The organism is Streptomyces sp. NBC_00083, assembly GCF_026343295.1.
GTDB lineage: Bacteria > Actinomycetota > Actinomycetes > Streptomycetales > Streptomycetaceae > Streptomyces.
Window position 1 is genome coordinate 1,707,095 of the sequence record NZ_JAPELY010000001.1, and the last position, 26,414, is coordinate 1,733,508.

21 protein-coding genes are annotated in these 26,414 nt (G+C 70.7%); 16 read left to right on the plus strand and 5 right to left on the minus strand.

Annotated elements, in window-relative coordinates; genetic code table 11:
* Positions 1–217: 217 nt before the first annotated feature.
* Positions 218–1,198 carry a TerC family protein gene (locus OOJ98_RS07410; protein WP_267053817.1) on the plus strand — a complete coding sequence of 327 codons (981 nt, stop codon included), beginning with the start codon at positions 218–220 and terminating at the stop codon, positions 1,196–1,198.
* A gap of 56 nt (positions 1,199–1,254) precedes the next feature.
* Here the strand turns inward: OOJ98_RS07410 and OOJ98_RS07415 are convergent, their stop codons facing one another.
* The 3 genes from OOJ98_RS07415 to OOJ98_RS07425 all read right to left on the minus strand — a co-directional run bounded on the left by OOJ98_RS07415 (position 1,255) and on the right by OOJ98_RS07425 (position 4,182).
* Positions 1,255–2,541, minus strand: coding sequence for an MFS transporter (locus OOJ98_RS07415; protein WP_267055553.1), 1,287 nt, complete (start codon positions 2,539–2,541; stop codon positions 1,255–1,257).
* Between the two features lie 273 nt (positions 2,542–2,814).
* Positions 2,815–3,471: an MBL fold metallo-hydrolase gene (locus OOJ98_RS07420; protein ID WP_267053818.1), complete on the minus strand. Its 657-nt coding sequence runs from the start codon at positions 3,469–3,471 to the stop codon at positions 2,815–2,817.
* Positions 3,472–3,492: 21 nt separating this feature from the next.
* Complete coding sequence (locus tag OOJ98_RS07425) at positions 3,493–4,182, minus strand: maleylpyruvate isomerase family mycothiol-dependent enzyme (protein WP_267053819.1); 690 nt, start codon at positions 4,180–4,182, stop codon at positions 3,493–3,495.
* A gap of 217 nt (positions 4,183–4,399) precedes the next feature.
* On the opposite strand from OOJ98_RS07425, the gene uvrA reads away from it, so the two are divergent.
* Complete coding sequence (uvrA, locus tag OOJ98_RS07430) at positions 4,400–7,387, plus strand: excinuclease ABC subunit UvrA (protein WP_267053820.1); 2,988 nt, start codon at positions 4,400–4,402, stop codon at positions 7,385–7,387.
* A 242-nt stretch (positions 7,388–7,629) separates the two neighbouring features.
* Here uvrA and OOJ98_RS07435 read toward each other — a convergent pair whose 3' ends face one another.
* Positions 7,630–8,523, minus strand: coding sequence for a carbohydrate kinase (locus OOJ98_RS07435; protein WP_267053821.1), 894 nt, complete (start codon positions 8,521–8,523; stop codon positions 7,630–7,632).
* 192 nt (positions 8,524–8,715) lie between these two features.
* On the opposite strand from OOJ98_RS07435, the gene OOJ98_RS07440 reads away from it, so the two are divergent.
* Positions 8,716–9,144, plus strand: a complete 429-nt coding sequence (locus OOJ98_RS07440) for a Rieske (2Fe-2S) protein (protein ID WP_267053822.1) — start codon at positions 8,716–8,718, stop codon at positions 9,142–9,144.
* A 39-nt stretch (positions 9,145–9,183) separates the two neighbouring features.
* Here the strand turns inward: OOJ98_RS07440 and OOJ98_RS07445 are convergent, their stop codons facing one another.
* Entirely contained in the window at positions 9,184–10,107 is a 924-nt protein-coding gene (locus OOJ98_RS07445) for a hypothetical protein (RefSeq protein WP_267053823.1), read from the minus strand.
* Positions 10,108–10,344: 237 nt separating this feature from the next.
* Between OOJ98_RS07445 and OOJ98_RS07450 the strand changes: the two genes are divergently transcribed.
* The 13 genes from OOJ98_RS07450 (at position 10,345) to pgi (ending at position 26,401) form a co-directional block, all read left to right on the plus strand.
* Positions 10,345–10,962 (plus strand): papain-like cysteine protease family protein, encoded by a 618-nt coding sequence (locus OOJ98_RS07450; protein ID WP_267053824.1) that lies wholly within the window; start codon positions 10,345–10,347, stop codon positions 10,960–10,962.
* A 5-nt stretch (positions 10,963–10,967) separates the two neighbouring features.
* A complete protein-coding gene (locus OOJ98_RS07455; protein ID WP_267055554.1) occupies positions 10,968–11,738 on the plus strand; it encodes a hypothetical protein in 771 nt (256 codons plus the stop codon).
* Positions 11,739–12,168: 430 nt separating this feature from the next.
* A complete protein-coding gene (uvrC, locus tag OOJ98_RS07460) occupies positions 12,169–14,262 on the plus strand; it encodes an excinuclease ABC subunit UvrC (RefSeq protein ID WP_267053825.1) in 2,094 nt (697 codons plus the stop codon).
* Positions 14,259–15,203 carry an RNase adapter RapZ gene (gene rapZ, locus OOJ98_RS07465; protein ID WP_267053826.1) on the plus strand — a complete coding sequence of 315 codons (945 nt, stop codon included), beginning with the start codon at positions 14,259–14,261 and terminating at the stop codon, positions 15,201–15,203. The genes uvrC and rapZ overlap by 4 nt, the downstream gene beginning before the upstream one ends.
* Positions 15,200–16,222, plus strand: coding sequence for a uridine diphosphate-N-acetylglucosamine-binding protein YvcK (gene yvcK, locus OOJ98_RS07470; protein ID WP_267053827.1), 1,023 nt, complete (start codon positions 15,200–15,202; stop codon positions 16,220–16,222). Before rapZ ends, yvcK begins: the two co-directional genes overlap by 4 nt.
* The gene (gene whiA, locus OOJ98_RS07475) at positions 16,213–17,202 is read left to right on the plus strand and encodes a DNA-binding protein WhiA (RefSeq protein WP_120724474.1); all 990 of its coding nucleotides are present in this window, start codon (positions 16,213–16,215) and stop codon (positions 17,200–17,202) included. Before yvcK ends, whiA begins: the two co-directional genes overlap by 10 nt.
* Positions 17,203–17,391: 189 nt before the next feature.
* Positions 17,392–20,349 (plus strand): M14 family metallopeptidase, encoded by a 2,958-nt coding sequence (locus OOJ98_RS07480; RefSeq protein ID WP_267053828.1) that lies wholly within the window; start codon positions 17,392–17,394, stop codon positions 20,347–20,349.
* A 208-nt stretch (positions 20,350–20,557) separates the two neighbouring features.
* Positions 20,558–21,568: a type I glyceraldehyde-3-phosphate dehydrogenase gene (gene gap / locus OOJ98_RS07485; RefSeq protein WP_267053829.1), complete on the plus strand. Its 1,011-nt coding sequence runs from the start codon at positions 20,558–20,560 to the stop codon at positions 21,566–21,568.
* 120 nt (positions 21,569–21,688) lie between these two features.
* Positions 21,689–22,900, plus strand: coding sequence for a phosphoglycerate kinase (pgk, locus tag OOJ98_RS07490; RefSeq protein WP_267053830.1), 1,212 nt, complete (start codon positions 21,689–21,691; stop codon positions 22,898–22,900).
* Positions 22,901–22,906: 6 nt separating this feature from the next.
* On the plus strand, positions 22,907–23,683 hold the full coding sequence (gene tpiA / locus OOJ98_RS07495) for a triose-phosphate isomerase (RefSeq protein ID WP_267053831.1): 777 nt from the start codon (positions 22,907–22,909) through the stop codon (positions 23,681–23,683).
* A gap of 108 nt (positions 23,684–23,791) precedes the next feature.
* Positions 23,792–24,025 (plus strand): preprotein translocase subunit SecG, encoded by a 234-nt coding sequence (gene secG / locus OOJ98_RS07500; protein ID WP_261711188.1) that lies wholly within the window; start codon positions 23,792–23,794, stop codon positions 24,023–24,025.
* Between the two features lie 113 nt (positions 24,026–24,138).
* Positions 24,139–24,474, plus strand: coding sequence for an RNA polymerase-binding protein RbpA (locus tag OOJ98_RS07505; RefSeq protein WP_003976875.1), 336 nt, complete (start codon positions 24,139–24,141; stop codon positions 24,472–24,474).
* Positions 24,475–24,748: 274 nt separating this feature from the next.
* Positions 24,749–26,401, plus strand: a complete 1,653-nt coding sequence (gene pgi / locus OOJ98_RS07510; RefSeq protein ID WP_267055555.1) for a glucose-6-phosphate isomerase — start codon at positions 24,749–24,751, stop codon at positions 26,399–26,401.
* Positions 26,402–26,414: the final 13 nt, after the last annotated feature.

Sequence of the window (26,414 nt, forward strand, 5' to 3'; positions counted from 1 at the left end):
TTGGCCTTCCTTTACCAATCTCTTTACCTTTTCTTGGGTATTCGGGTAGGCTTCCTTCCAGCGGAGGGGAGTACTCCCGACTGCGGCGTTCCCGTCAATACGGACCCACGGGACGGGTCCCGGGGCGCCGGCCCGCGGCGCGAGGGAAGGCGCCCGGGTGGAAGAGACCTCCGGCAGCGACGACGCTGATCAGTAGCCGTACGACGCCGGAGGCGCAGTGGACGTTTCAATGACCTTGTGGGTGCTGACCATTCTCGGTCTGTGTGCCCTGATCGCGGCCGACTTCTTCATCGGGCGCAAGCCCCACGACGTATCGGTCAAGGAAGCCGGCATCTGGACCGTGGTCTGGATCGTGCTGGCCGCGCTCTTCGGCGTGGGCCTGCTGGTCTTCGGCACCAGCCAGGCGTCGGGCGAGTTCTTCGCCGGCTTCATCACCGAGAAGTCGCTCTCCGTCGACAACCTCTTCGTCTTCATCCTGATCATGGCGAAGTTCTCGGTCCCCTCGCACCTCCAGCAACGGGTGCTGCTCTTCGGCGTGTTGATCGCCCTGGTGCTGCGCGCCATCTTCATCGCGGCCGGTGCGGCGGTCATCGCCAACTTCTCGTGGGTCTTCTACATCTTCGGCGCGTTCCTGATCTACACGGCCTGGAAGCTCATCCAGGAGGCGCGCTCCGGTGACGAGGAGGAGGAGTTCGAGGAGAACCGCCTCCTGAAGTCCGTCGAGAAGAAGTTCGGCGTCGCCGACAGGTACCACGGCACCAAGCTGTTCGTGGCGAAGAACGGCAAGAAGATCATGACGCCGCTGATGGTCGTCATGCTCGCCATCGGCACCACCGACGTGCTCTTCGCGATGGACTCGATCCCGGCGATCTTCGGCCTCACCCAGGACCCGTACATCGTCTTCACCGCCAACGCCTTCGCGCTGATGGGCCTGCGCCAGCTGTACTTCCTGATCGGCGGGCTGCTCAAGAAGCTGGTCCACCTCAGCTACGGCCTCTCGGTGATCCTCGGTTTCATCGGCGTGAAGCTGGTGCTGCACGCCCTGCACGAGAACGGGGTGCACGTCCCGGAGATCTCCATCCCGGTCTCCCTCGGGGTCATCTGCGGCGTGCTGGTCATCACCACCATCACCAGCCTGATCGCCGCCAAGAAGCAGACGGCGGCCGAGGCGCAGGAGAAGGACAGCATCGGCGCCTGACCGGGCGACCCGCCGCCGGGCGGCGGGTCGCCCACCGGATGCGACGAGACGGCCCCCTACGCGGGGGCCGTCTCCGATTCCGCCCCGGGAACCGCCCGCACCGCCGCCTGCGGACCCGTCTCGGGCAGCAGTGCGAAGCAGCCCAGGCTCAACAGCCCCAGCCCCGTCAGATACGCGGCGACGCCCCAGGGCGGGCCGTCTCCCCGGGACAGCGCGGTCGCCACGATCGGGGTCAGCGCGCCGCCGATCACCCCGCCCAGGTTGTAGCCGACCGCAGCGCCCGTGCAGCGCACCTTCGGCTCGTACAGCTCCGGCAGATACGCGGCGATCACCGCGAACATCGTGATGAACGCCAGCATCGCGCCCAGGAACCCGGCGAACATCAGGAGCGGCTCGGCGGTCTCCAGGAGCGCCACCATCGGGAACATCCAGACCACCGTCGCCGCGCACCCCACGAGACACAGGGGCCGCCGCCCGTACCGGTCGCCGAGGAGCGCCACGACCGGGGTCAGCGGGCCCATGATCGCGACGGCCGCCATGACGCAGGCCAGCATCACGGTGCGGTCGACCCCCAGCCGCTCGGTCGCGTACGCGAGGGACCAGGTGGAGACCGCGTAGAAGACGGCGTATCCGACCGCGAGGGCGCCGGCGGTGAGCAGCACCAACCGGCCGTGCCCGCGCACCACTTCGAGCAGCGGCAGCCTGACCGGTTCGCCCATCGCGCGGAAGTGCGGCGTCTCCGCGAGGGAGGTGCGCAGCAGCAGCCCGGCGAGCGCGAGCAGCCCGGCGCCCCAGAACGGCACCCGCCACCCCCAGGCGCGGAACTGGGCGTCGCTCAGGGCGGCGGACAGGGCGAGGAGGGCCCCGTTGGCCAGCAGGAAGCCGACGGAGGGCCCGATCTGCGGGAAGCTCGTCCACAGCCCGCGCCGGTGGGCGGGCGCGTGCTCGGCGGTCAGCAGCACGGCGCCGCCCCATTCGCCGCCCAGTCCGAGCCCTTGCAGGAAGCGCAGCACCAGGAGCAGTACGGGCGCGGCGATGCCGAGGGTGGCGTACGAGGGCACACAGCCGACCGCCACCGTCGCGAGCCCGGTCAGGGTGAGCGAGGCGAACATGACCGGGCGGCGCCCGTAGCGGTCGCCGATGTGTCCGAAGACGACGGAGCCCAGGGGGCGGGCGAGGAAGCCGGCCCCGAAGGTGCCGAAGGCGGCGAGGGTCCCCGCGAGCGCGGAGAAGGTCGGAAAGAAGAGCGGGCCGAGAACGAGGGCGGCCGCGGTCCCGTACACGAAGAAGTCGTAGAACTCGATGGCGGTGCCCGCGAGCGAGGCGGCCGCGAGGCGGAGCATCGACGGGGGGCCGGGGGCGGGTGTGGTGCTGGTGCGCATGTCGCGCCAACTACCCACGGTGATCATCCGTTACGGGGGCGCGCGGAAGCTCGGGGGGCGGGGTGGCGGCTGCGCGGCGGCGCGGACGCTTCGCGCGCCGGTCGCCCGGAAAGGCGGCCGGACCTGCGCGGAAGCCCGATTGTCAGTGGCGGGTGCCACGATCGGGGCATGGACTTCTACGGCGCGGTGAGCGGACCGGGCGCCCGGGTGGCGGCGGCGGGTGCCGCCGCGCGGCTACCAGCCCCGGGCGTGCCACTCCGGCAGGTGCGGGCGCTCGTCACCGAGCGTGGTGTCGTTTCCGTGCCCGGGATAGACCCAGGTCTCGTCCGGCAGGGTGTCGAAGAGCTTGGCCTCGACATCGCGGATGAGGCTGGCGAAGGCCTCCGGGTCCTTCCAGGTGTTGCCCACACCGCCGGGGAAGAGGCAGTCACCGGTGAAGACGTGGGGGTGCCCGTGCGGGTCGTCGTAGACCAGGGCGATCGAGCCCGGCGTGTGGCCGACGAGGTGGCGCGCGGTCAGCTCCACACGCCCCACGGTGAGGGTGTCGCCGTCCTCGACGAGCACATCGGTCGCCACCGGGATGCCCTCGGCGTCGTGGCGCCCCGCGTAGGTGCGCGCGCCGGTCGCGGCGACGACCTCGGCGAGCGCCCCCCAGTGGTCGCCGTGGCGGTGCGTGGTGACGACGGACGCGATGCCGTCGTCACCGATCAGCGTGAGCAGGGTGCCGGGCTCCGCCGCCGCGTCGATGAGCAGTTGCTCGCCGGTGTTGCGGCAGCGCAGCAGATACGCGTTGTTGCCCATGGATCCGACCTGCACCTTGGAGATCATCAGGTCGGTCAGCTCGTGCACATCGGCGGGACCGCCGGCCTTCACCGCTCCGCTGTACGTCATGGGCTCAGCCTAGCGCCGGGGTCAGAGCGGAGGCAGGGCGGGCAGCGCTGCGCCGGCCGTCTTCAGGGCGGCGCCGTCGCGCCGGCCGGCGAGCCAGCCGACGAGGTCGGCGGCGCGGCCGTGGACCTCCACGGTGGCGCCTTCCGCGCCGCCCCCGGTGGTCCACGTGCGGCCCTTGTCGTCGCTCAGGGCGATCGTCGGAAGGTCCTTGTGGCCGGCGAAGCGGGCGGTGAGGAAGTCGGTCTCGCGGCGCACGAAGTCCTCGGAGAGGTCTTCGAGTTCATAGCCGATCCCGAGGTCCACGTGGTGCAGCTCGACCTCGATGAGCCGGCGGAACGGCACGCGCGCCGCGGCGTCCGTCACGCCGTTGCGCAGCTCGACGGTGCGCGACCAGTCGGCCGGCCGCTCGCCCTCCGCCTGGAAGCCGGCCGCGCTGTCGCGCACGTCCGCGAGCTGGGTCTCCAGCGGACGGGGCGCGTCCCGCTCGATGTCCGCGTCCCGGGCCTCGGCGCTCGCATACATGGGCCGCCCGGCGAGCACCTCGACGAGCGCGTCCGCGTTCCGTGCGAGATGGGCCAGCACGTGGCCGCGGCTCCAGCCGGGCAGCCGTGACGGCTCGGCGACGGAGGCGTTGTCCAGTGCGGCGGCTGCACTGAGCAGCCGATCGGTGGCTTCGCGTACAGAGGCCAGGTCGCGTGCGTGATCAATCATGGCGCCGACGATAGCCCCGCCACTCGTCCGGGTGAAGGTGGCAGGACGAGTCCGTAAATCGAATGCACGTGCTATACGCTCGGGAATGGGTTCCCGCTCAGAACCGTTGAGGAACCTGTCCGGATTCATCCAAGAATCAACGACACCACCGCGGCGGCCCCCCTACCCTGAATGGGGGTCCTGCAGCTCCCTCTCCCTATGAAAGGTGCGGACCGGCGTGGCCGACCGTCTCATCGTCCGTGGCGCGCGCGAGCACAACCTCAAGAACGTCTCGCTCGACCTGCCGCGCGACTCCCTCATCGTCTTCACGGGTCTGTCCGGGTCGGGCAAGTCCTCGCTCGCCTTCGACACGATCTTCGCCGAGGGACAGCGGCGGTACGTCGAGTCGCTGTCCTCGTACGCCCGCCAGTTCCTCGGCCAGATGGACAAGCCGGACGTCGACTTCATCGAAGGTCTCTCGCCCGCCGTCTCCATCGACCAGAAGTCGACCTCGCGCAACCCGCGCTCGACGGTCGGCACCATCACCGAGGTCTACGACTACCTGCGTCTGCTCTTCGCGCGCATCGGCAAGCCGCACTGCCCCGAGTGCCACCGGCCGATCTCCCGCCAGTCGCCGCAGGCCATCGTCGACAAGGTGCTCGAACTGCCGGAGGGGAGCCGCTTCCAGGTGCTCTCGCCGCTCGTCCGCGAGCGCAAGGGCGAGTTCGTCGATCTCTTCGCCGACCTCCAGACCAAGGGCTACAGCCGTGCCCGCGTCGACGGCGAGACCATCCAGCTCGCCGAGCCGCCCAAGCTGAAGAAGCAGGAGAAGCACACCATCGAGGTGGTCATCGACCGCCTCACCGTGAAGGACGGCGCCAAGCGCCGCCTCACCGACTCGGTGGAGACCGCGCTCGGTCTCGCGGGCGGCATGGTGGTGCTCGACTTCGTCGACCTGCCGGCCGACGACCCCGAGCGCGAGCGGATGTACTCGGAGCACCTGTACTGCCCGTACGACGACCTCTCCTTCGAGGAGCTGGAGCCGCGCTCCTTCTCCTTCAACTCGCCGTTCGGCGCCTGCCCCGACTGCACCGGCATCGGCACCCGCATGGAGGTCGACCCCGACCTGATCGTGCCGGACGAGGACAAGTCGCTCGACGAGGGCGCCATCCACCCGTGGTCGCACGGCCACACCAAGGACTACTTCGCCCGCCTGGTGGGCGCGCTCGCCGGCGAGCTCGGCTTCCGCACTGACATCCCCTGGGCCGGCCTTCCGCAGCGCGCCAGGAAGGCGCTGCTGTCCGGCCACAAGACCCAGATCGAGGTCCGCTACCGCAACCGCTACGGCCGGGAGCGGGCGTACACCACCGCCTTCGAAGGCGCCGTGCCGTTCGTCAAGCGGCGCCACTCCGAGGCGGAGAGCGACGGGGCACGCGAGCGCTTCGAGGGCTACATGCGCGAGGTGCCCTGCCCCACCTGTGCGGGCACCCGCCTCAAGCCGCTGGTCCTCGCGGTCACCGTGATGGAGAAGTCCATCGCCGAGGTCGCCGCGATGTCGATCAGCGACTGCGCCGACTTCCTCGCCGAGCTGCGGCTCAACGCCCGCGACAAGAAGATCGCCGAGCGGGTCCTCAAGGAGGTCAACGAGCGGCTGAAGTTCCTGGTCGACGTCGGCCTCGACTACCTCTCGCTCAACCGCGCGGCCGGCACCCTCTCCGGTGGCGAGGCCCAGCGCATCCGGCTCGCCACCCAGATCGGCTCCGGCCTCGTCGGCGTCCTGTACGTCCTGGACGAGCCGTCGATCGGGCTGCACCAGCGCGACAACCACCGCCTCATCGAGACGCTCGTGCGCCTGCGCGACATGGGCAACACCCTGATCGTCGTCGAGCACGACGAGGACACCATCAAGGTGGCCGACTGGGTCGTCGACATCGGCCCCGGCGCCGGTGAGCACGGCGGAAAGGTCGTCCACAGCGGCCCCTTGAAGCAGCTCCTGAGCAACAAGGAGTCGATGACCGGCCAGTACCTGGCGGGCAAGAAGTCGATTCCGCTGCCCGACCTGCGGCGTCCCACGGACCCCAAGCGCCGGCTCACCGTGCACGGCGCGAAGGAGAACAACCTCCGCGACATCGACGTGTCGTTCCCGCTGGGCGTCCTGACCGCCGTCACCGGCGTCTCCGGCTCCGGCAAGTCGACGCTGGTCAACGACATCCTCTACACCCACCTGGCCCGCGAGCTGAACGGGGCGCGCAGCGTGCCCGGCCGGCACACCCGGGTCGCCGGGGACGACCTCGTCGACAAGGTCGTCCACGTCGACCAGTCGCCGATCGGCCGCACCCCGCGGTCCAACCCGGCGACGTACACGGGCGTCTTCGACCACGTCCGCAAGCTGTTCGCCGAGACGATGGAGGCGAAGGTCCGGGGCTACCTGCCGGGCCGGTTCTCCTTCAACGTCAAGGGCGGCCGCTGCGAGAACTGCTCAGGCGACGGCACCATCAAGATCGAGATGAACTTCCTGCCCGACGTGTACGTGCCGTGCGAGGTCTGCCACGGGGCGCGCTACAACCGGGAGACGCTGGAAGTCCACTACAAGGGCAAGTCCATCGCCGAGGTGCTGGACATGCCGATCGAGGAGGGCCTGGAGTTCTTCGAGGCCGTGCCGACTATCGCCCGCCACCTGCGGACGCTGAACGAGGTCGGGCTCGGCTACGTTCGGCTCGGGCAGTCCGCGCCGACCCTGTCGGGCGGTGAGGCGCAGCGCGTGAAGCTGGCCTCCGAGCTGCAGAAGCGGTCCACGGGGCGCACGGTGTACGTCCTCGACGAGCCCACCACCGGGCTGCACTTCGAGGACATCTCGAAGCTGATCAAGGTGCTGTCCGGGCTGGTCGACAAGGGCAACACGGTGATCGTCATCGAGCACAACCTGGATGTCGTGAAGACCGCGGACTGGGTCATCGACATGGGGCCGGAGGGCGGCAACGGGGGAGGCCTCGTGATCGCCGAGGGCACGCCCGAGGAGGTGGCCTCGGTGCCGGCCAGCCACACCGGGAAGTTCCTGCGGGACATTCTGGGGGCGGACCGCATCAGCGACGCGGGGCCGTCGTCGGTGCGGAAGGCGGCGAAGCCGGCGAAGAAGAGTGCCGTCGCGAAGAGTGCTGCCGCGAAGAGTGCCGCCGCGAAGGGTGGGGTTGCGAAGAAGGTTGCGGCTCGGACGCGTAAGGCCTGAGGTGTGCCCCACCCCGCCCCTTCCCTCAACCCTCCCGGGGGCGGGGGAGGGGCGGGCGTCCCGGGGCTCCACCCCGGACTCCGTTCGCGCCTGAACGGCGCTCGTCCTCCATCGCCGGACCGGCTGAGGTTGTGCGTGCCGCTCGGCATCGAGGGGCGCCGGGGAACTGCGCGGGTGACCCTGCACGGTCTACGAATGACCGCGGGGCAGGCGGTCACCGTCGTGGCCATCGGGCGGATGCGTCAGGAGGCGGCCCGCACTTCCTCCGCCGTGGGAGGCTGCGCCCCCGTTCTCGCGCAGGTCAGGGCCGCCGCCCTCGCCGCGTACCGCAGGACGCCCGGCCAGTCCGCCGAGGACAGGGCGGACACCGTCGGCACGTGCCGCAGCAGCGCCGCGTTCACCGTGTCCCCCGCCCCGATCGTGTCCGCGATCTTCACGCGTTCCGCCGGCACCGCGTACTCCCCGCCCTCCGCGGTGTGCGCCGACAGGCCCGCCGCGCCCCGCGTCACGACCACCGCTCGCGGGCCCGCGCCGAGCCACTCCTCGACCGTGCCGCCGAGCCACGCCGCGTCCTCCTCCGAGAGCTTCAGGAGGGACACGTACGGCAGCCAGCTCCGGAAGCGGGCGCGGTAGGCGTCGGGGTCCGGGATCAGCGCCGCGCGGATGTTCGGGTCGAGGAGCGTGAGCAGGCCCCGGTCCGACTCCCTGCGCAGCAGGGCCTCGTAGGCACTCGCTCCCGGTTCGAGGACCAGGGAGCAGGTGCCGAGGGCCAACGCCGTTGCCCGCGGCGGGAGGTGAGGGGGGAGTTCGAAGAGGCGGTCCGCGGTGCCGTCCGCGTAGAAGCCGTACCCCGCGGAGCCGTCCGGCCCCACCGCCGCGACGGCGAGCGTCGTGGGTTCCGGCCCGCGCTGCACCAGGGACGTGTCCACGCCGACCGCGGCGAGCCCGCCAAGGAGCGTCTCCCCGAACCCGTCCGTGGACACCCGGGAGCAGAAGGCCGCCTCCGCGCCGAGCCGCCCCAGGGCCACCGCAGTGTTGTACGGCCCACCGCCCGGCCGGGGCGACAGCGGCCCCAGGGGATCCTCCGGGTGCAGCGGCACCAGGTCGATGAGGGACTCTCCGGCTACGACGATCACGGCCAGAACGTAACCCATCACCCGCCCGTACGGGCAGCCCCGACCCGGCCGGACCGGGGCAGGGGCAGCCCCGCCGAAAAGCTGTCGTTCTGCGCCGGTATCGTCGAATGCGCAACCCGGGTCGGTTGCGCGCCGGCCGGTCCGGTCGCGCGACGGCCGGCCAGGACGAGACCAGTGATCAGTGGAGAGCCCATGACCGGCCAGCCCGCCGCCCGTCGCACCGTGCTGAAAGGCGCCGCCCTCGCCGGGGCCGCGGGGGTCGGCGTGGCCGCCTGCTCCACCGAGTCCAAGCTCGGCCACGCCGAGACGCCCACGCCGACCGCCCCCGAGCCGCTCGGCTCGCCGGACGCGGTCCCGGTCGGCGGCGCCAAGCTCTACCGCGAGCAGCGCGTCATGGTGTGCTGCCCGGCGAAGGGCGAGTACAAGGCGTTCAGCGCGCAGTGCACGCACGCCGGCTGCCTCCTGGAGAAGATCGAGGACGGCCACGCGAACTGCCCCTGCCACGGCAGCCGCTTCAACGTGATGACCGGCAAGCCCGTCCAGGGCCCCGCCACCGTGCCGCTTCCCTCGGTCCCGGTGAAGCTCAAGGACGGTCAGCTGGTGGCGGGCCCCGACGCCTGACGGCGGCCGACGCCGGGCGGTGGCGGCCGGCGGGAGGGCTCACTCCCAGTCCCAGTCCACCCCCAGGATCCCGGGGCGCACACCCTGCTCCACCAGGTGCACCGACCGGTGCCTGCCGCTGATCGTCAGGTCGCTGCGGCCCGAGCGGGTGGCGCCCGTGGAGCTCTGCGAGAAGCGGCGGCAGCGGGCCGGCAGGGCCTGCTCGTCGAAGCGCACCTGCAGGACGTACTGGCCGCCCGCGAAGGCGAACCCCCGCATGTACTCGTGGCTGGGGCCGCCCGTGCCGTCCTCGAAGCCGTATCCGAACAGGAACGTCTCGCCCGCCCGCAGCCGCGTGTCGAAGAGCAGCTCGGCGACGAGGACCCCGCTGGAGCCGTCCCACCGGACCCGTCCGGTGCGGCAGTTCTCGCCCGCGCGCACCTCGACCCGCGCCGGATCGCAGCCCGCGTCCCCGCGGTGGATGGCCAGATAGCGGTCGACGCCGTCACGATGGGCCCGCACGACATGCTGGGAGGCACGGCCGCGCAGTTCGCGGGCGGCGCCGATCCGGACCCGCTCGTGGTGGCCGACGGTGTGCAGCCCGCCGTCCACCGGTGACTCCAGCCCGGCGATGAGCTGCTCCACCACGCCCGACGCCTCGACGAGCGAGCGGTAGGAGCGACCCGTGGGCCGGTCGGTCTCGGCAGCGGTGGGTCCGTCGAGCAGGCGCAGCAGGGAGTTCGCGGGGAGCCCGAGCACCTCTTCGAGCCCGCGTACCGCACGCAGCGACTCGGGGCGCTGTGGCCGGCGCGCGCCCTGCTGCCAGTAACTCAGGCTGGTCACACCGACCTTGATGCCGCGCCCGGCGAGATGGTGCTGGACCCGCTGGAGCGGCAGACCGCGTACGGAGAGTGCGGCGCGCAGCGCCAGGTGGAACGGGCCGGTGTGCAGCGCCTGTTCCAGGTCGGCCTCGGTGTGGAGCATGGGGGACTCCTCAGTGAACGTTCACGGTGGGGGGAGGGCGCGGCGCGGCGGCAGGTCGGGGAAAACCTGGTGGCGGGGGAGGAGTGGTTCACACTCCGGCCACTTCGTTCACACCCGCGTCCCACCCCGCATTCAAGCGCGTTGACCTGTTCTCGACAACGCCCGATGCTCATCAGCAAGCGTCCGGACGCGATCCCCCACCATCCCCACCCCCCACCCCGCCATGGGAGGAACGCGATGCGCGACAAGAAGAGACGGCTGTCGGCCCTCACCCTCGTGGTGGCGGCCCTGTTCGCCGCCCCCACGGCAGCAGCGACCGCCGCCCCGCACCACGACAAGCCGGTGCCCGCCGCAGCCGCCGCGGCGAGCGCCGCCGGTTCCAAGCGCCTCAACATCACCATGCAGGCCCAGCAGAAGGACAACTGGTGCTGGGCCGGCAGCGGCAACACCATCGCCACGTGGTTCGGCCGCACCTACACCCAGAACCAGTTCTGCAACGCGGCGTTCGGCCGGGCGCAGGGCTACGACTGCCCCAACTCGCAGGCGGACCTGGGCAATGTGCAGAACGCCCTGGACTGGGCGGGCATCAACTCGGGCTCGTACGTGACCGGCTGGCTGCGCTACTCGACCGTACAGACCGAGATCAACAACAACCGGCCGATCGAGACCCGCATCCAGTGGGCGAGCGGCGGCGGCCACATGCACGTCGTGTACGGCTACGACGACGCCAACTCGTGGGTGTACTGGGGCGATCCCTGGCCCTCCAGCACCCGCTACAACTGGGCGTCGCACGACTGGTACGTCAGCAACAACTCCTTCTCCTGGACCCACTCGCTGTACCGGATCGGGGCGTGACGACGATGAAGGTGACCCGCCTCGCACCCGCGGTTCTCGCCGTGGCCCTCGTCGGCCTCGCGGCGCCGTACGCCGCCGCCGACCAGTCCCCGCTCGCCTCCGCCGACTCCATGGTCGCGGCCCGCCGGGCCGCGACCGCCCCCGCCACCCTCGACACGCTGTCCCGCTTCTTCTCCCGGGACGGCAAGGTGGCCCTCAAGGCCGCGGCCCCGCGCATCGAGGGCGACGCGGTGCCCGTCTACGCGCTCTCCCCGCAGTTCGTGGCGGGCAGGGCGGGTGCTCCGGTGGCCCAGCTGGAGTACCTCGCCTCCACGGCCGTCTCCGCCGACGGCCAGAAGGCGTCGCTGTGGACGGTCAAGCAGGGCGCTTCCTGGAAGGTGGTGAACATAGCCACCGGCGACGACGAGTCCCGCTACGCCGCGGCCGGCGCCGCGAAGCTGCCCGGCGGCACGGTGTTCCAGGAGCCGCAGATCAACGCCTGGTACGTGGAGAAGGGCAGCACGGTGCTGCCGCTCGACGACGACGCCGTCAAGGCGGTGGGTGCCGGGGGCACGACGCTCGCGGGCTACCAGAAGCGGGTCGCGCGGGCGTACGGGGACAAGCTGCCGGGCTCGGCGTACGACCGGTCGGGCAAGGCGGGTGGCTTCGCCGAGCCGGCCGCGGGGTCCGGCGGGGCCGGGGGCGACTCGTCCCTGGCGATGGTGTCCGGCGCGGGCGCGGTGCTGGTGCTGGGGCTGAGCGGGGCGGCCGTGCGGCGCCGCCGCCACCGGGGGTGACCCGCCACCGGGGGTGACCCCAGGCCGGTGCGGGCCCGACCACCCCGCACCGGCCGCCGCTCGCTCCGCGGCGGCCCGTGCCCCTCGGCCACTCGGTGCCGGGCGGCACGGGTCACCTCCGGTTGGGCGGGCAGGGACGAGCGCCTCTCGTCCGCGGACCGTGCCCGCTTCCCACCCAGTTCCCCGCGCCCCTGGGTGGCTTGCCCTTGGCAGGGTGCGAGCCCGTCCGGCGTTTGGGGCGGAGCCCCAGGAACCCCGTCTTCGGGTGCGGGCCGTGTGTGGCTGGTCGCGCAGTTCCCCGCGCCCCTGGCGGGGCCGCCTGGGCGGCATGCCCAGTGCGGGCCCACCTCGGCCCGCCCGGCGTTTGAGGGCCCGGGGCGGAGTCACGGGGCGCTCGGGGTTGTCGGTGGGCGACAGTAGGGTGGGGGCCATGGCAGACCCCTCCACCTACCGCCCCAAGCCGGGACAGATCCCCGACTCGCCGGGGGTCTATAAATTCCGCGACGACCACCGCCGGGTGATCTACGTCGGGAAGGCGAAGTCCCTGCGCCAGCGGCTCGCCAACTACTTCCAGCCGTTGACGAGTCTGCACCCCCGCACGGCCACGATGGTGACCACGGCCGCCTCCGTGGAGTGGACCGTCGTCGCCACCGAAGTCGAGGCGCTCCAGCTCGAATACTCCTGGATCAAGGAGTTCGACCCCCGCTTCAACGTCAAGTACCGCGACGACAAGAGCTATCCGTACCTCGCGGTGACGATGAACGAGGAGTTCCCGCGCGTCCAGGTCATGCGCGGCGCCAAGAAGAAGGGCGTGCGCTACTTCGGGCCGTACGGCCAGGCATGGGCGATCCGCGAGACCGTCGACCTGCTCCTGCGCGTCTTCCCCGTACGCACCTGCTCGGCCGGTGTGTTCAAGCGGTCGGCGCAGATCGGCCGCCCCTGTCTGCTGGGCTACATCGGCAAGTGCGCCGCGCCCTGCGTCGGCCGCGTCACGCCCGAGGAACACCGCGAACTGGCGGAGGACTTCTGCGACTTCATGACCGGCCGCACCGGCGCGTACCTGCGCCGCGTCGAGCAGGACATGATGGTCGCGGCCGAGGACATGGAGTACGAGCGCGCGGCCCGGCTCCGTGACGACCTGGGCGCGCTCAGGAAGGCGCTGGAGAAGAACGCGATCGTCTTCAACGACGCCACCGACGCCGACCTGATCGCGGTCGCCGAGGACGAGCTGGAGGCGGCCGTCCAGATCTTCCACGTGCGCGGCGGCCGGGTCCGCGGCCAGCGCGGCTGGGTCACCGACAAGGTCGAGGCGGTCGACACCGCGGGCCTGGTCGAGCACGCGCTCCAGCAGCTGTACGGGGAGGAGACCGGCGACTCCGTACCGAAGGAGGTGCTGGTCCCGGCGCTCCCCGAGGACGCGGACGCGGTGAGCGGCTGGCTCGCCGGCCGGCGCGGCTCCGGCGTCTCGCTGCGCATCCCGCAGCGCGGCGACAAGAAGGCCCTGATGGAGACGGTCGCGCGCAACGCCCAGCAGGCCCTCATGCTGCACAAGACCAAGCGCGCGTCCGACCTGACCACGCGCTCGCGCGCGCTGGAGGAGATCGCCGCCGCCCTGGAGCTCGACAGCGCGCCGCTGCGCATCGAGTGCTTCGACATCTCGCACCTCCAGGGCGACGACGTGGTGGCCTCGATGGTCGTCTTCGAGGACGGCCTGGCCCGCAAGAGTGAATACCGGCGCTTCCAGATCAAGGGCTTCGAGGGCCAGGACGACGTCCGGTCCATGCACGAGGTGATCACCCGCCGCTTCAAGCGCTACCTCGCCGAGCAGGCCCGTACGGGGGAGTGGGTCGAGGAGGAAGAAGCGGAGGGGGCGGCGCAGACGGCGGTGCTGCCCGGGGCCGACACGCCGGTCGCCGAGCAGCCCGGCGACCCGGTCGAGCAGCTGTCCGGCCCGGCTCCCCTCTCCGGCGAGGTGTCCGCGCTGCAGGACGAGGACGGCCGGCCCAAGCGGTTCGCGTATCCGCCGCAGCTCCTCGTCGTCGACGGCGGGCAGCCGCAGGTCGCCGCCGCCAGGCGGGCCCTGGACGAGCTGGGCATCGACGACATCGCGGTGTGCGGGCTGGCCAAGCGCCTCGAAGAGGTCTGGGTGCCCGGCGAGGACGACCCCGTGGTGCTGCCCCGCTCCAGCGAGGGGCTCTACCTCCTCCAGCGGGTGCGTGACGAGGCCCACCGCTTCGCCATCACCTACCAGCGGGCCAAACGGACCAAGCGCTTCAAGGCGGGCCCCCTGGACGCCGTGCCGGGCCTCGGCGACACCCGCAAGCATGCTCTGATCAAGCACTTCGGCTCGGTGAAGAGGCTCCGGTCGGCGACAATCGACGAGATCTGCGAGGTTCCCGGCATAGGCCGCAAGACGGCCGAGACCGTTGCCGCGTTCCTCGCGCAGGCCGCCCCGGCGGCGCCCGCCGTGAACACCGCGACAGGAGAGATCATGGAAGAGGACGACGGGGGCAGCACGACATGACTGAGCAGAACGAAGAAGACCGAGAAGCAGGAGTAGACGTGAGTACGGGCACGACGATCGAGGCCGGCGGGGCCGATGCGCCCATCCCCGAGCTGGTGATCATCTCCGGTATGTCCGGCGCGGGGCGCAGCACCGCCGCCAAGTGCCTGGAGGACCTCGGCTGGTTCGTCGTCGACAACCTGCCGCCCGCGCTGATCCCCACCATGGTGGAGCTCGGCGCCCGTTCCCAGGGCAACGTGGCGCGCATCGCCGTCGTCGTCGACGTGCGCGGCCGCCGGTTCTTCGACAACCTGCGCGAGTCGCTCGCCGACCTCGACGCGAAGGAGGTCACCCGGCGCATCGTCTTCCTGGAGTCCTCCGACGACGCCCTGGTGCGCCGCTTCGAGTCGGTGCGCCGCCCGCACCCGCTCCAGGGCGACGGCCGGATCGTCGACGGCATCGCCGCCGAGCGCGACCTCCTGCGCGAGCTGCGCGGCGACGCCGACCTGGTGATCGACACCTCCAGCCTCAACGTCCACGAGCTGCGCGCCAAGATGGACGCCCAGTTCGCCGGCGACGAGGAGCCGGAGCTGCGCGCCACCGTCATGTCGTTCGGCTACAAGTACGGCCTGCCGGTCGACGCCGACCTGGTGGTCGACTGCCGCTTCCTGCCCAACCCGCACTGGGTTCCGGAGCTGCGTCCCTTCACCGGCCTCAACGAGGAGGTGTCGGGCTACGTCTTCAACCAGCCCGGTGCCAAGGAGTTCCTCGACCAGTACAGCGAGCTGCTCCAGCTGATCGCGGCGGGCTACCGCCGCGAGGGCAAGCGGTACGTGACGATCGCGGTGGGCTGCACCGGCGGCAAGCACCGCTCGGTGGCCATGTCCGAGAAGCTCGCCGCCCGCCTCGCCACCGAGGGGATCGAGACCGTCGTCGTCCACCGGGACATGGGGCGCGAGTGAAGGTGTACCGCCGGCGCACCGTAGGGCCGGGGCTCCGCACCGGCCGCAAGCGGGGCGCCCAGCCCAAGGTCGTCGCCCTCGGCGGCGGCATGGGCCTCTCGGCCTCGCTCGCCGCGCTGCGCCGCATCACGGGCGATCTCACGGCCGTCGTCACCGTCGCCGACGACGGCGGCTCCAGCGGCCGGCTCCGCGACGAGCTGGGCGTGCTGCCCCCCGGCGACCTGCGCAAGGCGCTGGCCGCGCTGTGCGGCGACGACGACTGGGGCCAGACGTGGTCCCGGGTCATCCAGCACCGCTTCCAGTCCAAGGGCGAGCTGCACGAGCACGCCGTGGGCAATCTGCTGATCGTCGCGCTGTGGGAGCAGCTCGGCGACCATGTGCAGGCCCTCGACCTGGTCGGCAAGCTGCTCGGCGCGCAGGGCCGGGTCCTTCCGATGTCAGCGGTCCCGCTGGAGCTCGAAGCCCTCGTACGGGGGCACGACCCGGAGCGCCCCGAGGACGTGGACACCGTGCGCGGCCAGGCCACGGTGGCGCTCACGCCGGGCGAGGTGCTCTCGGTGCAGCTGGTCCCGCACGACCCGCCGGCCGTCCCCGAAGCGGTCGCCGCGGTGCTCGACGCGGACTGGGTGGTGCTCGGTCCCGGCTCCTGGTTCTCCTCCGTCATCCCCCACCTGATGGTGCCGGAACTGCTCGACGCGCTCACCGAGACCAAGGCCCGCAAGGTCCTCTCGCTGAACCTCGCGCCACAACCGGGTGAAACCGATGGGTTCTCACCGCAGCGTCATTTGGAGGTTTTGGGACGACACGCCCCTAAACTCGCCTTCGACGTGGTGCTGGCCGATGTGGCCGCCGTGCCCGACCGGGGGAGCCTGACCGAAGCCGCGAAACGGCTCGGAGCCGAGGTCGAGCTGGCGCCCGTGGCCAGGCCCGATGGTTCTCCGAAGCACGATCCGGAGCTGTTGGCCGCCGCGTACGACCGTATTTTTCGGATGCATGGAAGGATCGGCCCATGGCGATGACGCCGGCGGTGAAGGACGAGATTTCCCGGCTGCCCGTCACCCGGACCTGCTGCAGGAAGGCGGAGGTCTCGGCGATTCTTCGATTCGCGGGCGGGCTGCACCTGGTGAGCGGCCGCATTGTGATCGAGGCGGAGCTGGACACCGCGATGGCGGCGCGCCGGCTCAAGCGGGACATTCTGGAGATCTTCGGGCACAGCTCCGAGCTGATCGTGATGGCCCCCGGCGGCCTGCGCAGAGGCTCGCGGTTCGTCGTGCGGGTCGTGGCGGGCGGCGACCAGCTGGCCCGTCAGACCGGGCTCGTCGACGGGCGGGGCCGCCCCATCCGCGGCCTGCCGCCCCAGGTGGTCTCGGGGGCCACCTGTGACGCCGAGGCCGCCTGGCGCGGCGCGTTCCTGGCGCACGGCTCGCTGACCGAGCCGGGCCGCTCCTCGTCCCTTGAGGTGACCTGTCCGGGCCCGGAGGCGGCCCTCGCCCTGGTCGGCGCCGCACGACGGCTCCAGATCGCGGCCAAGGCACGCGAGGTCCGCGGTGTGGACCGGGTGGTCGTCCGTGACGGCGACGCGATCGGCGCCCTGCTCACCCGGCTCGGCGCGCACGAGTCGGTGCTGGCCTGGGAGGAGCGGCGGATGCGCCGCGAGGTCCGCGCCACCGCCAACCGCCTCGCCAACTTCGACGACGCCAACCTGCGCCGTTCGGCGCGGGCCGCCGTCGCCGCGGGGGCCCGGGTGCAGCGCGCCCTGGAGATCCTGGCGGACGAGGTGCCCGAGCACCTGGCGGCAGCCGGCCGGCTGCGCATGGAGCACAAGCAGGCCTCCCTGGAGGAGCTGGGCGCGCTCGCCGACCCGCCGCTGACCAAGGACGCGGTCGCGGGCCGGATCAGGCGCCTGCTGGCGATGGCCGACAAGCGGGCCCAGGACCTGGGCATCCCCGGCACGGAGTCCAACTTGACCGAGGAGATGGCGGACGGCCTGGTCGGCTGAGTCCGGCCCGTACCGCACCCCCGTACCGCACCCCGTTCCTCAACTCGCCCCGTCCGGCGCCCACTTGGTGGGCGCCGGTTCCGTTCCGGGACCGGCCGTCCGCGGCCCTCGGCGGTATTGACATGATCATGAAGTGTCATGAGCCTGGCGTCTGTCCACTTCCGTGGCACACACCAGCTAGGGGGGCTCATGAGACGCAGAGCGAGAGCGATCCTCGCCGCTGCATCACTGCTGACGGCCGGCCTGATGGCGGCACCCGCCGCACAGGCCCGGCAGGGCGGAGCGGACGGCGAGGGCATCGTCGTCTGGAACGCCCAGGTCAGCCGCGCACAACTGCCGCTGCTCCTGGAGGCCGGCGCCGACGCCCAGGAACTGGGCGCCCGGCTGCCCGCCAAGGGCTCGGCCGGAGTCGAGCTCTACCTCACGAAGTCCCAGGCCGCCGCGTTGCGCGGCAAGGGCGTCGACCTGTCCGAGCGCAAGGTCTCCGCGGGGACCCAGAACCACCTCAAGGCCGCGGGCGACGGCGTGTTCCGCCCCTACAGCGGCCCGAACGGCCTGAAGCAGGAGATCCTCGACACCGGCAAGGCCAACCCGTCGCTCACCAAGGTCGAGTCGATCGGCAAGACCGTCGACGGCCAGGACATCCTCGCCCTCAAGCTGACCAAGGGCGCCGCCAAGTCCAAGGACGGCTCCAAGCCCGCCACGCTCTACATGTCCAACCAGCACGCCCGGGAGTGGATCACCCCGGAGATGACCCGGCGGCTGATGCACTACTACCTCGACAACTACGGCAAGGACCCGCGGATCACCAAGATCGTGGACTCCACCGAGCTGTGGTTCGTGCTCTCGGCCAACCCGGACGGCTACGACTACACCTTCACGCCCGGCAACCGGCTGTGGCGCAAGAACCTCCGCGACAACAACGGCGACGGCAAAATCACCTCGGTCGACGGCGTCGACCCGAACCGCAACTTCCCCTACAAGTGGGGCTACGACAACGAGGGTTCGTCCGCCGACCCCTCGAACGAGACCTACCGCGGCCCGAGCGCGGGCAGCGAGCCCGAGACCAAGGCGCTCGACTCCTTCGAGAAGCGGGTCGGCTTCAACTACGCGATCAACTACCACTCCGCGGCCGAACTGCTGCTGTACGGGGTGGGCTGGCAGGTCGCGACCCCCACCCCCGACGACGTGATCTACAAGTCGCTGGCGGGCACCCCCGACAAGCCGGCCATCCCCGGCTACCTCTCGGAGGTCTCCTCCGCGCTCTACACCACCAACGGTGAGGCCGACGGCCACGCGGCCAACGTCAACGGCACGATGATGTTCACCCCCGAGATGTCGACGTGCACCACGGCCTCGAACGTGGACCCGAACGACGCGTGGAACGCGGCGGATTGCCCCTCCGACTTCAACTTCCCCGACAGCGAGAAGCTGATCCAGGGCGAGTTCGAGAAGAACATCCCCTTCGCCCTCTCCGTCGCCGAGACCTCGGCCCACCCCGACCAGCCCTCCTCGTCGGTCGGCATCGCCGCCCCCGACTTCACGCCGGACACCTTCGCGACCTCGTACGCACGCGGCGGGGACCAGCAGGTCGCCGTCACCGTCCGCAAGTCGGTACGCGACAAGACCCTCAACTACCGCGTCGACGGCGGACGCAGGCAGACCGAGGAGCTCAAGCCCTGGAAGGGCGGCGACGTCTTCGGCGGCGAGGACAACATCCGCTTCGACCAGTACCGCGCCAAGGTCGAGGGCGCCGACGCCGGCGCCAAGGTCGAGGTGTGGTTCACCGGCAGGACCGCCGCGGGCAAGGCCACCTCCAGCACCCCCTTCACGTACACCGTGGCCGCCCGGCCCCAGGGCGACACCCTGGTCCTCGCCGACGAGAGCGGCACCACGCCCGCCAAGAACACCGCGCTCTACACCAAGGCGCTCGCCGACAACGGCAGGAAGGCGGCCGTCTGGGACGTGGCGACCCAGGGCACCCCGAGCGCACTCGGCGTGCTCAGCCACTTCAAGAACGTCCTCTGGTACACCGGCAGCGACCCGTCATCGGCGCCGACGGCGGCCACCACGTTCGCCGTACGCGACTTCGTCAACGAGGGCGGCAAGCTGATCAACGCAGGTCAGCAGGCCGGCGGCAGCGTCGACCTCGGCGGGGGCGCGCTCTCCGACGACTTCTCGCAGTACTACCTCGGTGCCTACAACAAGGCCGGGCTCAAGTCCCCGCCCGCCTTCGCCGGATCCGGCGCGCTCGCCGGAGCCGCGGCCCCGCTGGCCGCCGCGCCGGGCAGCCCGCTGACCGCGGCCGGTGCGTACACCGTCACCTCCGACACCCTGAAGCCGGCGCAGTTCCCGCAGTTCGCGAGTGCCTCCGCCGGTGACTACCCCGGGGTGCGCACGCCCTTCGAGCCCGCCGAGGGTTCCTGGTTCGCCGCGGCCCAGCACCGGGACGACGCGTACATGCGGCTCGCGCGCACCGTCGACCTGACGGGAACCACGGCCTCCCAGAAGCCGAGCCTGGACTTCCAGCTCAGCTACGACACCGAGCCCGGCTACGACCAGGTCATCGTCGAGGCGCACACCGTCGGCCAGGACGACTGGACGACGCTGCCCGACCTCAACGGGGGCAGCACCACCAGCGTGCCCAGCCAGTGCGAGCAGGGCTTCCTCCTCCAGGAGCACCCCTTCCTGACGCACTACCTCACGCCCGGCTCGCCGGCCTGCACGGCATCGGGCACCAGCGGCGCCTGGAACCGCTTCACCGGCTCCTCCGACGGCTGGCAGCAGGTCTCCGTCGACCTCGCCGCCTACGCGGGCAAGCAGGTCGAGGTCGCCGTCGCCTACGTGTCCGATCCGGGCACCGGCGGACTCGGCGCCTTCGTCGACGACACCCGCCTCGTCATCGGCGCCGCGCCCCAGGGCGCCGAGGGCTTCGAGACCTCGCTCGGGCCCTGGAGCGTGCCCGGAGCGCCGGCCGGCAGCCCCGGCAACAGCGGGGACTGGGCCCGCTCGCAGGCGCTCTTCCACTCCTCGGCGGCCGTCACCACCCGCTCCACCGTCCTCCTCGGCTTCGGCCTGGAGAACGTCAGCACCGCCGCCGGCCGCAAACAGGTCGTCGGAAAAGCACTCAGCGCACTCCACCGCTGACACCGTGTAGTGGGGCCGAAGGTCCCCGGAGGCCCGTATCGCGGTCGGATACGGGCCTCCGGGCCGGTCCGGGCGTGATTTCGGAACCATTCGGGCGCTCGGATGTCACTTCGCGGGCCCCGGGGAGGTAGGGTCGTAAGCGGTCGGGGACATCCCATACAACTCGCCGGCGTCGAGTACCCGGCGTACCTAACGAGGAGATCGGTTCGTGACGATCCGCGTAGGCATCAACGGCTTCGGCCGCATCGGGCGCAACTACTTCCGGGCGCTGCTTGAGCAGGGTGCAGACATCGAGATCGTGGCTGTCAACGACCTTGGTGACACCGCGACCACTGCCCACCTCCTGAAGTACGACACCATCCTGGGTCGCCTCAAGGCCGAGGTCACCCACACCGCCGACACCATCACGGTCGACGGCCACACCATCAAGGTGCTCTCCGAGCGCAACCCGGCCGACATCCCCTGGGGTCAGCTGGGCGTCGACATCGTCATCGAGTCGACCGGCATCTTCACCAAGAAGGCCGACGCCGAGAAGCACATCGCGGGCGGCGCGAAGAAGGTCCTCATCTCGGCTCCGGCCAAGGACGAGGACATCACCATCGTGATGGGCGTCAACCAGGACAAGTACGACGCGGCCAGCCACCACGTCATCTCCAACGCCTCCTGCACCACCAACTGCGTGGCGCCGATGGCCAAGGTCCTCGACGAGAACTTCGGCATCGTCAAGGGTCTGATGACGACGGTCCACGCGTACACCAACGACCAGCGCATCCTGGACTTCCCGCACTCGGACCTGCGCCGCGCCCGCGCCGCCGCCGAGAACATCATTCCGACCACGACCGGTGCCGCCAAGGCCACCGCTCTGGTCCTGCCGCAGCTCAAGGGCAAGCTCGACGGCATCGCGATGCGCGTGCCCGTCCCGACCGGTTCGGCCACCGACCTGGTCGTCGAGCTGCAGCGCGAGGTCACCAAGGACGAGGTCAACGCCGCGTTCAAGAAGGCCGCGGGCGACGGCGACCTGAAGAACATCCTTTACTACACCGAGGACCCGATCGTGTCCTCGGACATCGTGGGCGACCCGGCCTCCTGCACCTTCGACTCCTCCCTGACCATGGTCCAGGAGGGCAAGACGGTGAAGATCCTCGGCTGGTACGACAACGAGTGGGGCTACTCCAACCGCCTCGTCGACCTGACCGTCTTCGTCGGCGGCCAGCTCTGACCTCGGTACGGTAGACACCTGATGTGAGCTACAGGGCTCGGGCAGCGCAATGAGGCGCTGTACGGGCCCTGTCGCCTGTCCAGACCGTTGGTCCCGTACCTCGCAAGGAGTCACTCCCCTATGAAGACGATCGACGAACTTCTCGCCGAAGGGGTCGAAGGCAAGCGGGTCTTCGTCCGCGCCGACCTCAACGTGCCGCTGGCCGAGGGCAGCATCACCGACGACGGCCGCATCCGCGCGGTGCTGCCGACCGTCCAGGCGCTCGTCGCCGCCGGTGCCAAGGTCGTCGTGGCCTCGCACCTGGGCCGCCCCAAGGGCGCCCCGGACCCGCAGTTCTCGCTGCTCCCCGCCGCCGAGCGGCTCGGCGAACTCCTGGGCGCGCCGGTCGCGTTCGCCCAGGACACCGTGGGCCCGGCCGCCCACGACGCGGTGGACGGGCTGCAGCCGGGCCAGGTCGCCGTCGTCGAGAACCTGCGCTTCAACGCCGGTGAGACGGCCAAGGACGACGCCGAGCGCGGCGCCTTCGCCGACCAGCTCGCCGCCCTCGCCGACGTGTACGTCGGTGACGGCTTCGGCGCGGTGCACCGCAAACACGCCTCCGTCTTCGACCTCCCGGCGCGCCTTCCGCACTACGCCGGCTACCTCATCGCCACCGAGGTCGGCGTGCTCAAGAAGCTGACCGAGGACGTCAAGCGCCCCTACACCGTCGTGCTCGGCGGCGCCAAGGTCTCCGACAAGCTCGCCGTCATCGACGAGCTGCTCGGCAAGGCCGACCGCATCCTGATCGGCGGCGGCATGGCGTACACCTTCCTCAAGGCCAAGGGGTACGAGGTCGGCATCAGCCTCCTTCAGGAGGACCAGATCCCGGTCGTCACGGAGTACATGGAGCGCGCCGAGAAGAACGGCGTCGAGCTGGTCCTGCCGGTCGACGTGCTGGTCTCCAAGGACTTCCCCGACCTGAAGACCAAGGCGCCGGCCGACTTCCAGACCGTCGACGCGGACAAGATCCCCGCGGACCAGGAGGGCCTCGACATCGGCCCCGAGTCCCGCGAGCTGTTCGCCTCGAAGATCGCCGACGCCGAGACCGTCTTCTGGAACGGTCCGGTCGGCGTCGCCGAGCACCCCGACTACGCCGGCGGCACCTCGGCCGTCGCGCGGGCCCTGCTCAACTGCGACGGCTTCACCGTGGTCGGCGGCGGCGACTCCGCCGCGGCCGTCCGTAACCTGGGCTTCGACGAGAATGCCTTCGGCCACATCTCGACCGGCGGCGGCGCCTCCCTCGAATACCTCGAGGGCAAGACGCTCCCCGGCCTCGCCGCACTGGAGGACTGAACACCCGTGAGCACCCGTACCCCGCTGATGGCGGGCAACTGGAAGATGAACCTCAACCACCTTGAGGCCATCGCGCACGTCCAGAAGCTCGCCTTCGCCCTCGCCGACAAGGACTACGACGCGGTCGAGGTCGCCGTCCTGGCGCCCTTCGTCGACCTGCGCTCCGTGCAGACCCTGGTCGACGGCGACAAGCTCAAGATCAAGTACGGCGCCCAGGACATCTCGGCGCACGACTCCGGTGCCTACACCGGCGAGATCTCGGGCCCGATGCTGGCCAAGCTGAAGTGCGCCTATGTCGCGGTCGGCCACTCCGAGCGCCGTCAGTACCACAACGAGACCGACGAGATCTGCAACGCCAAGGTGAAGGCCGCCTACAAGCACGGTCTGACCCCGATCCTGTGCATCGGCGAGGGCCTCGACGTCCGCAAGGCCGGCGAGCAGGTCGCGTACACCCTGGCCCAGCTCGACGGCGGCCTCAAGGACGTGCCAGCCGAGCAGGCCGAGTCCGTCGTGATCGCGTACGAGCCGGTCTGGGCGATCGGCACCGGCGAGGTCGCCACGCCCGAGGACGCCCAGGAGGTGTGCGGAGCGATCCGCGCGCGCCTGGCGGAGCTGTACTCGCAGGAGCTCGCCGACAAGGTGCGCATCCAGTACGGCGGCTCGGTGAAGTCCGGGAACGTGGCCGCGATCATGGCCCAGCCGGACGTGGACGGCGCCCTGGTCGGCGGCGCCGCGCTGGACTCCGAGGAGTTCGTCAAGATCGTCCGCTTCCGCGACCAGTAAGTATGCGGTAGCGCGGATCCGTCGTACCCTTGCGGGGGCCGGGACAGGGATTGTGGAATGTCCCCCCGGCCCCCGTCGCCATATCAGTCCTAGGAAGTTGGTCCAGCCGTGATTGTCGGGTTCTCGATTGCCCTGATCGTCTTCAGCCTGCTGCTGATGCTGCTGGTGCTGATGCACAAGGGGAAGGGTGGCGGCCTCTCCGACATGTTCGGCGGTGGCATGCAGTCCTCCGTCGGTGGCTCCTCGGTCGCCGAGCGCAATCTCGACCGCATCACCATCGTGATCGGTCTGTTGTGGTTCGCGTGCATTGTCGTACTTGGTCTGCTGATGAAGCTCAAGTAAGCCGCTGTCGTTCGGCGTTTCGGGGGAGGGGTGTAACTCCAATCGCTGGACGCGCGTTGGGCCTTACGTAGACTGGGGCATCTTCGAGCACCATCACGCAGGGAGTTACGACCGTGGCAAGTGGCAACGCGATCCGGGGAAGCCGGGTCGGAGCGGGGCCGATGGGGGAGGCCGAGCGCGGCGAGTCCGCGCCGCGCCTCCGCATCTCCTTCTGGTGCTCGAACGGGCACGAGACGCAGCCGAGCTTCGCCAGTGACGCACAGGTTCCGGAGACGTGGGACTGCCCGCGCTGCGGATTCCCCGCGGGACAGGACCGGGACAACCCGCCGGACCCGCCACGCACGGAGCCGTACAAGACCCACCTGGCGTACGTGAGGGAACGGCGCAGCGACGCGGACGGCGAGGCGATCCTCGCGGAGGCGCTCGCCAAGCTCCGCGGCGAGATCTGACGGATGAAGGGCCCACTGGGTGAACTCGGTTCATCCGCAGGGCCCTTCGGTGCATCCGGGGCCGCCCGCGGCGCCGGGATCCGGCCCTGAGCGCCCGCCCGCCGGCTTCCGCGTTCCTCCCGATTTCTCCCGGCCCTTCTCCGCCGGCCACTTCCGGCCTTCTTCCCGGCCGACGCCGCCGCGATGATTCCTGCCCGCGCCGCCTGATCAATTAGGTTGGAGGGGCAGCGGGGCAAGGTACGCAAGTACGAGAAGAAGTGGGCTGATGCCGGAGATGAACGCAGGAAGCCGTACCAGGCTCAACCAGATGCCCGAGTGGACCGCACTGGGCAAGCACCGGGAGCAGTTGGGCGACACCCATCTGCGTGAGCTGTTCGCCGCCGAGCCCGGCCGGGGCACCGCATACACCCTGGCGGTCGGCGACCTCCACCTCGACTACTCCAAGCACCTCGTGACCGACGAGACCCTCGCGCTCCTGCGCGAACTGGCCGCCGCCACCGACGTCGCCGGGCTGCGGGACGCCATGTTCCGCGGCGAGAAGATCAACGTCACCGAGGACCGCGCGGTGCTGCACACCGCGCTGCGCGCCCCGCGCGACGCCGTGATCGAGGTCGACGGCGAGAACGTCGTGCCGGGCGTCCACGAGGTGCTCGACAAGATGGCCGCGTTCTCCGGGAAGATCCGCTCCGGGGAGTGGACCGGCCACACCGGCAAGCGCATCAAGAACGTCGTCAACATCGGCATCGGCGGCTCCGACCTCGGTCCGGCGATGGCGTACGAGGCCCTGAAGTCGTTCGCCGACCGGGAACTGACGGTCCGTTTCGTCTCCAACGTGGACGGCGCCGACCTCCACGAGGCGGTCCGCGACCTGGACGCCGCCGAGACGCTGTTCATCATCGCGTCCAAGACGTTCACCACCATCGAGACCATCACCAACGCCACCTCGGCCCGCAACTGGCTGCTCACCGAGCTGAAGGCCGGTCAGGATGCCGTCGCCAAGCACTTCGTGGCGCTGTCGACCAACGCCGAGAAGGTCGCCGACTTCGGCATCGACACGGCCAACATGTTCGGCTTCTGGGACTGGGTCGGCGGGCGCTACTCCTTCGACTCGGCCATCGGCCTCTCGCTGATGATCGCCATCGGCGCGGACCGGTTCCGCGAGATGCTGGACGGCTTCCACCTGGTCGACGAGCACTTCCGCACCGCGCCCGCCGAGTCCAACGTGCCGTTGATCATGGGCCTGTTGGGGGTCTGGTACGGGGCGTTCTTCGACGCGCAGTCGCACGCGGTGCTGCCGTACTCGCACTACCTGTCGAAGTTCACCGCCTACCTCCAGCAGCTGGACATGGAGTCCAACGGCAAGTCCGTGGACCGCGACGGCAACCGGGTCGACTGGCAGACCGGACCGGTCGTGTGGGGCACCCCGGGCACCAACGGGCAGCACGCGTACTACCAGTTGATCCACCAGGGCACCAAGGTCATCCCGGCCGACTTCATCGGCTTCGCCGAGCCGGTCGCCGACCTGCTGCCGGGCCTGGTCGCCCAGCACGACCTCCTGATGGCCAACTTCTTCGCCCAGACGCAGGCCCTCGCCTTCGGCAAGACGCCCGACGAGGTGCGCGCCGAGGGCGTGGCCGAGGAGCTCGTGCCGCACAAGACGTTCCAGGGCAACCACCCCACCACCACGATCCTGGCCAAGGAGCTGACCCCCTCGGTCCTCGGCCAGCTGATCGCGCTGTACGAGCACAAGGTGTTCGTACAGGGCGCCATCTGGAACATCGACTCCTTCGACCAGTGGGGCGTGGAGCTCGGCAAGGTCCTCGCCAAGCGCGTCGAGCCCGCCCTGACCGAGGGCGCCGATGTACCGGGCCTCGACGGGTCCAGCAAGGCGCTCGTCGCCAAGTACCGCTCCCTGCGCGGCCGTTGAGCCCGACGGCGCG

Coding starts and splice junctions, on each gene's coding strand:
- OOJ98_RS07415 (WP_267055553.1), bottom strand. CDS start 2,541: ATGCTCCGCCTCGCGGCCGCCTCGCTCGCGGGCACCGCCATCGAGTTC.
- OOJ98_RS07420 (WP_267053818.1), bottom strand. CDS start 3,471: ATGACGTACAGCGGAGCGGTGAAGGCCGGCGGTCCCGCCGATGTGCAC.
- OOJ98_RS07425 (WP_267053819.1), bottom strand. CDS start 4,182: ATGATTGATCACGCACGCGACCTGGCCTCTGTACGCGAAGCCACCGAT.
- OOJ98_RS07440 (WP_267053822.1), top strand. CDS start 8,716: ATGACCGGCCAGCCCGCCGCCCGTCGCACCGTGCTGAAAGGCGCCGCC.
- OOJ98_RS07445 (WP_267053823.1), bottom strand. CDS start 10,107: ATGCTCCACACCGAGGCCGACCTGGAACAGGCGCTGCACACCGGCCCG.
- OOJ98_RS07450 (WP_267053824.1), top strand. CDS start 10,345: ATGCGCGACAAGAAGAGACGGCTGTCGGCCCTCACCCTCGTGGTGGCG.
- OOJ98_RS07455 (WP_267055554.1), top strand. CDS start 10,968: ATGAAGGTGACCCGCCTCGCACCCGCGGTTCTCGCCGTGGCCCTCGTC.
- uvrC (WP_267053825.1), top strand. CDS start 12,169: ATGGCAGACCCCTCCACCTACCGCCCCAAGCCGGGACAGATCCCCGAC.
- rapZ (WP_267053826.1), top strand. CDS start 14,259: ATGACTGAGCAGAACGAAGAAGACCGAGAAGCAGGAGTAGACGTGAGT.
- whiA (WP_120724474.1), top strand. CDS start 16,213: ATGGCGATGACGCCGGCGGTGAAGGACGAGATTTCCCGGCTGCCCGTC.
- OOJ98_RS07480 (WP_267053828.1), top strand. CDS start 17,392: ATGAGACGCAGAGCGAGAGCGATCCTCGCCGCTGCATCACTGCTGACG.
- pgk (WP_267053830.1), top strand. CDS start 21,689: ATGAAGACGATCGACGAACTTCTCGCCGAAGGGGTCGAAGGCAAGCGG.
- pgi (WP_267055555.1), top strand. CDS start 24,749: ATGAACGCAGGAAGCCGTACCAGGCTCAACCAGATGCCCGAGTGGACC.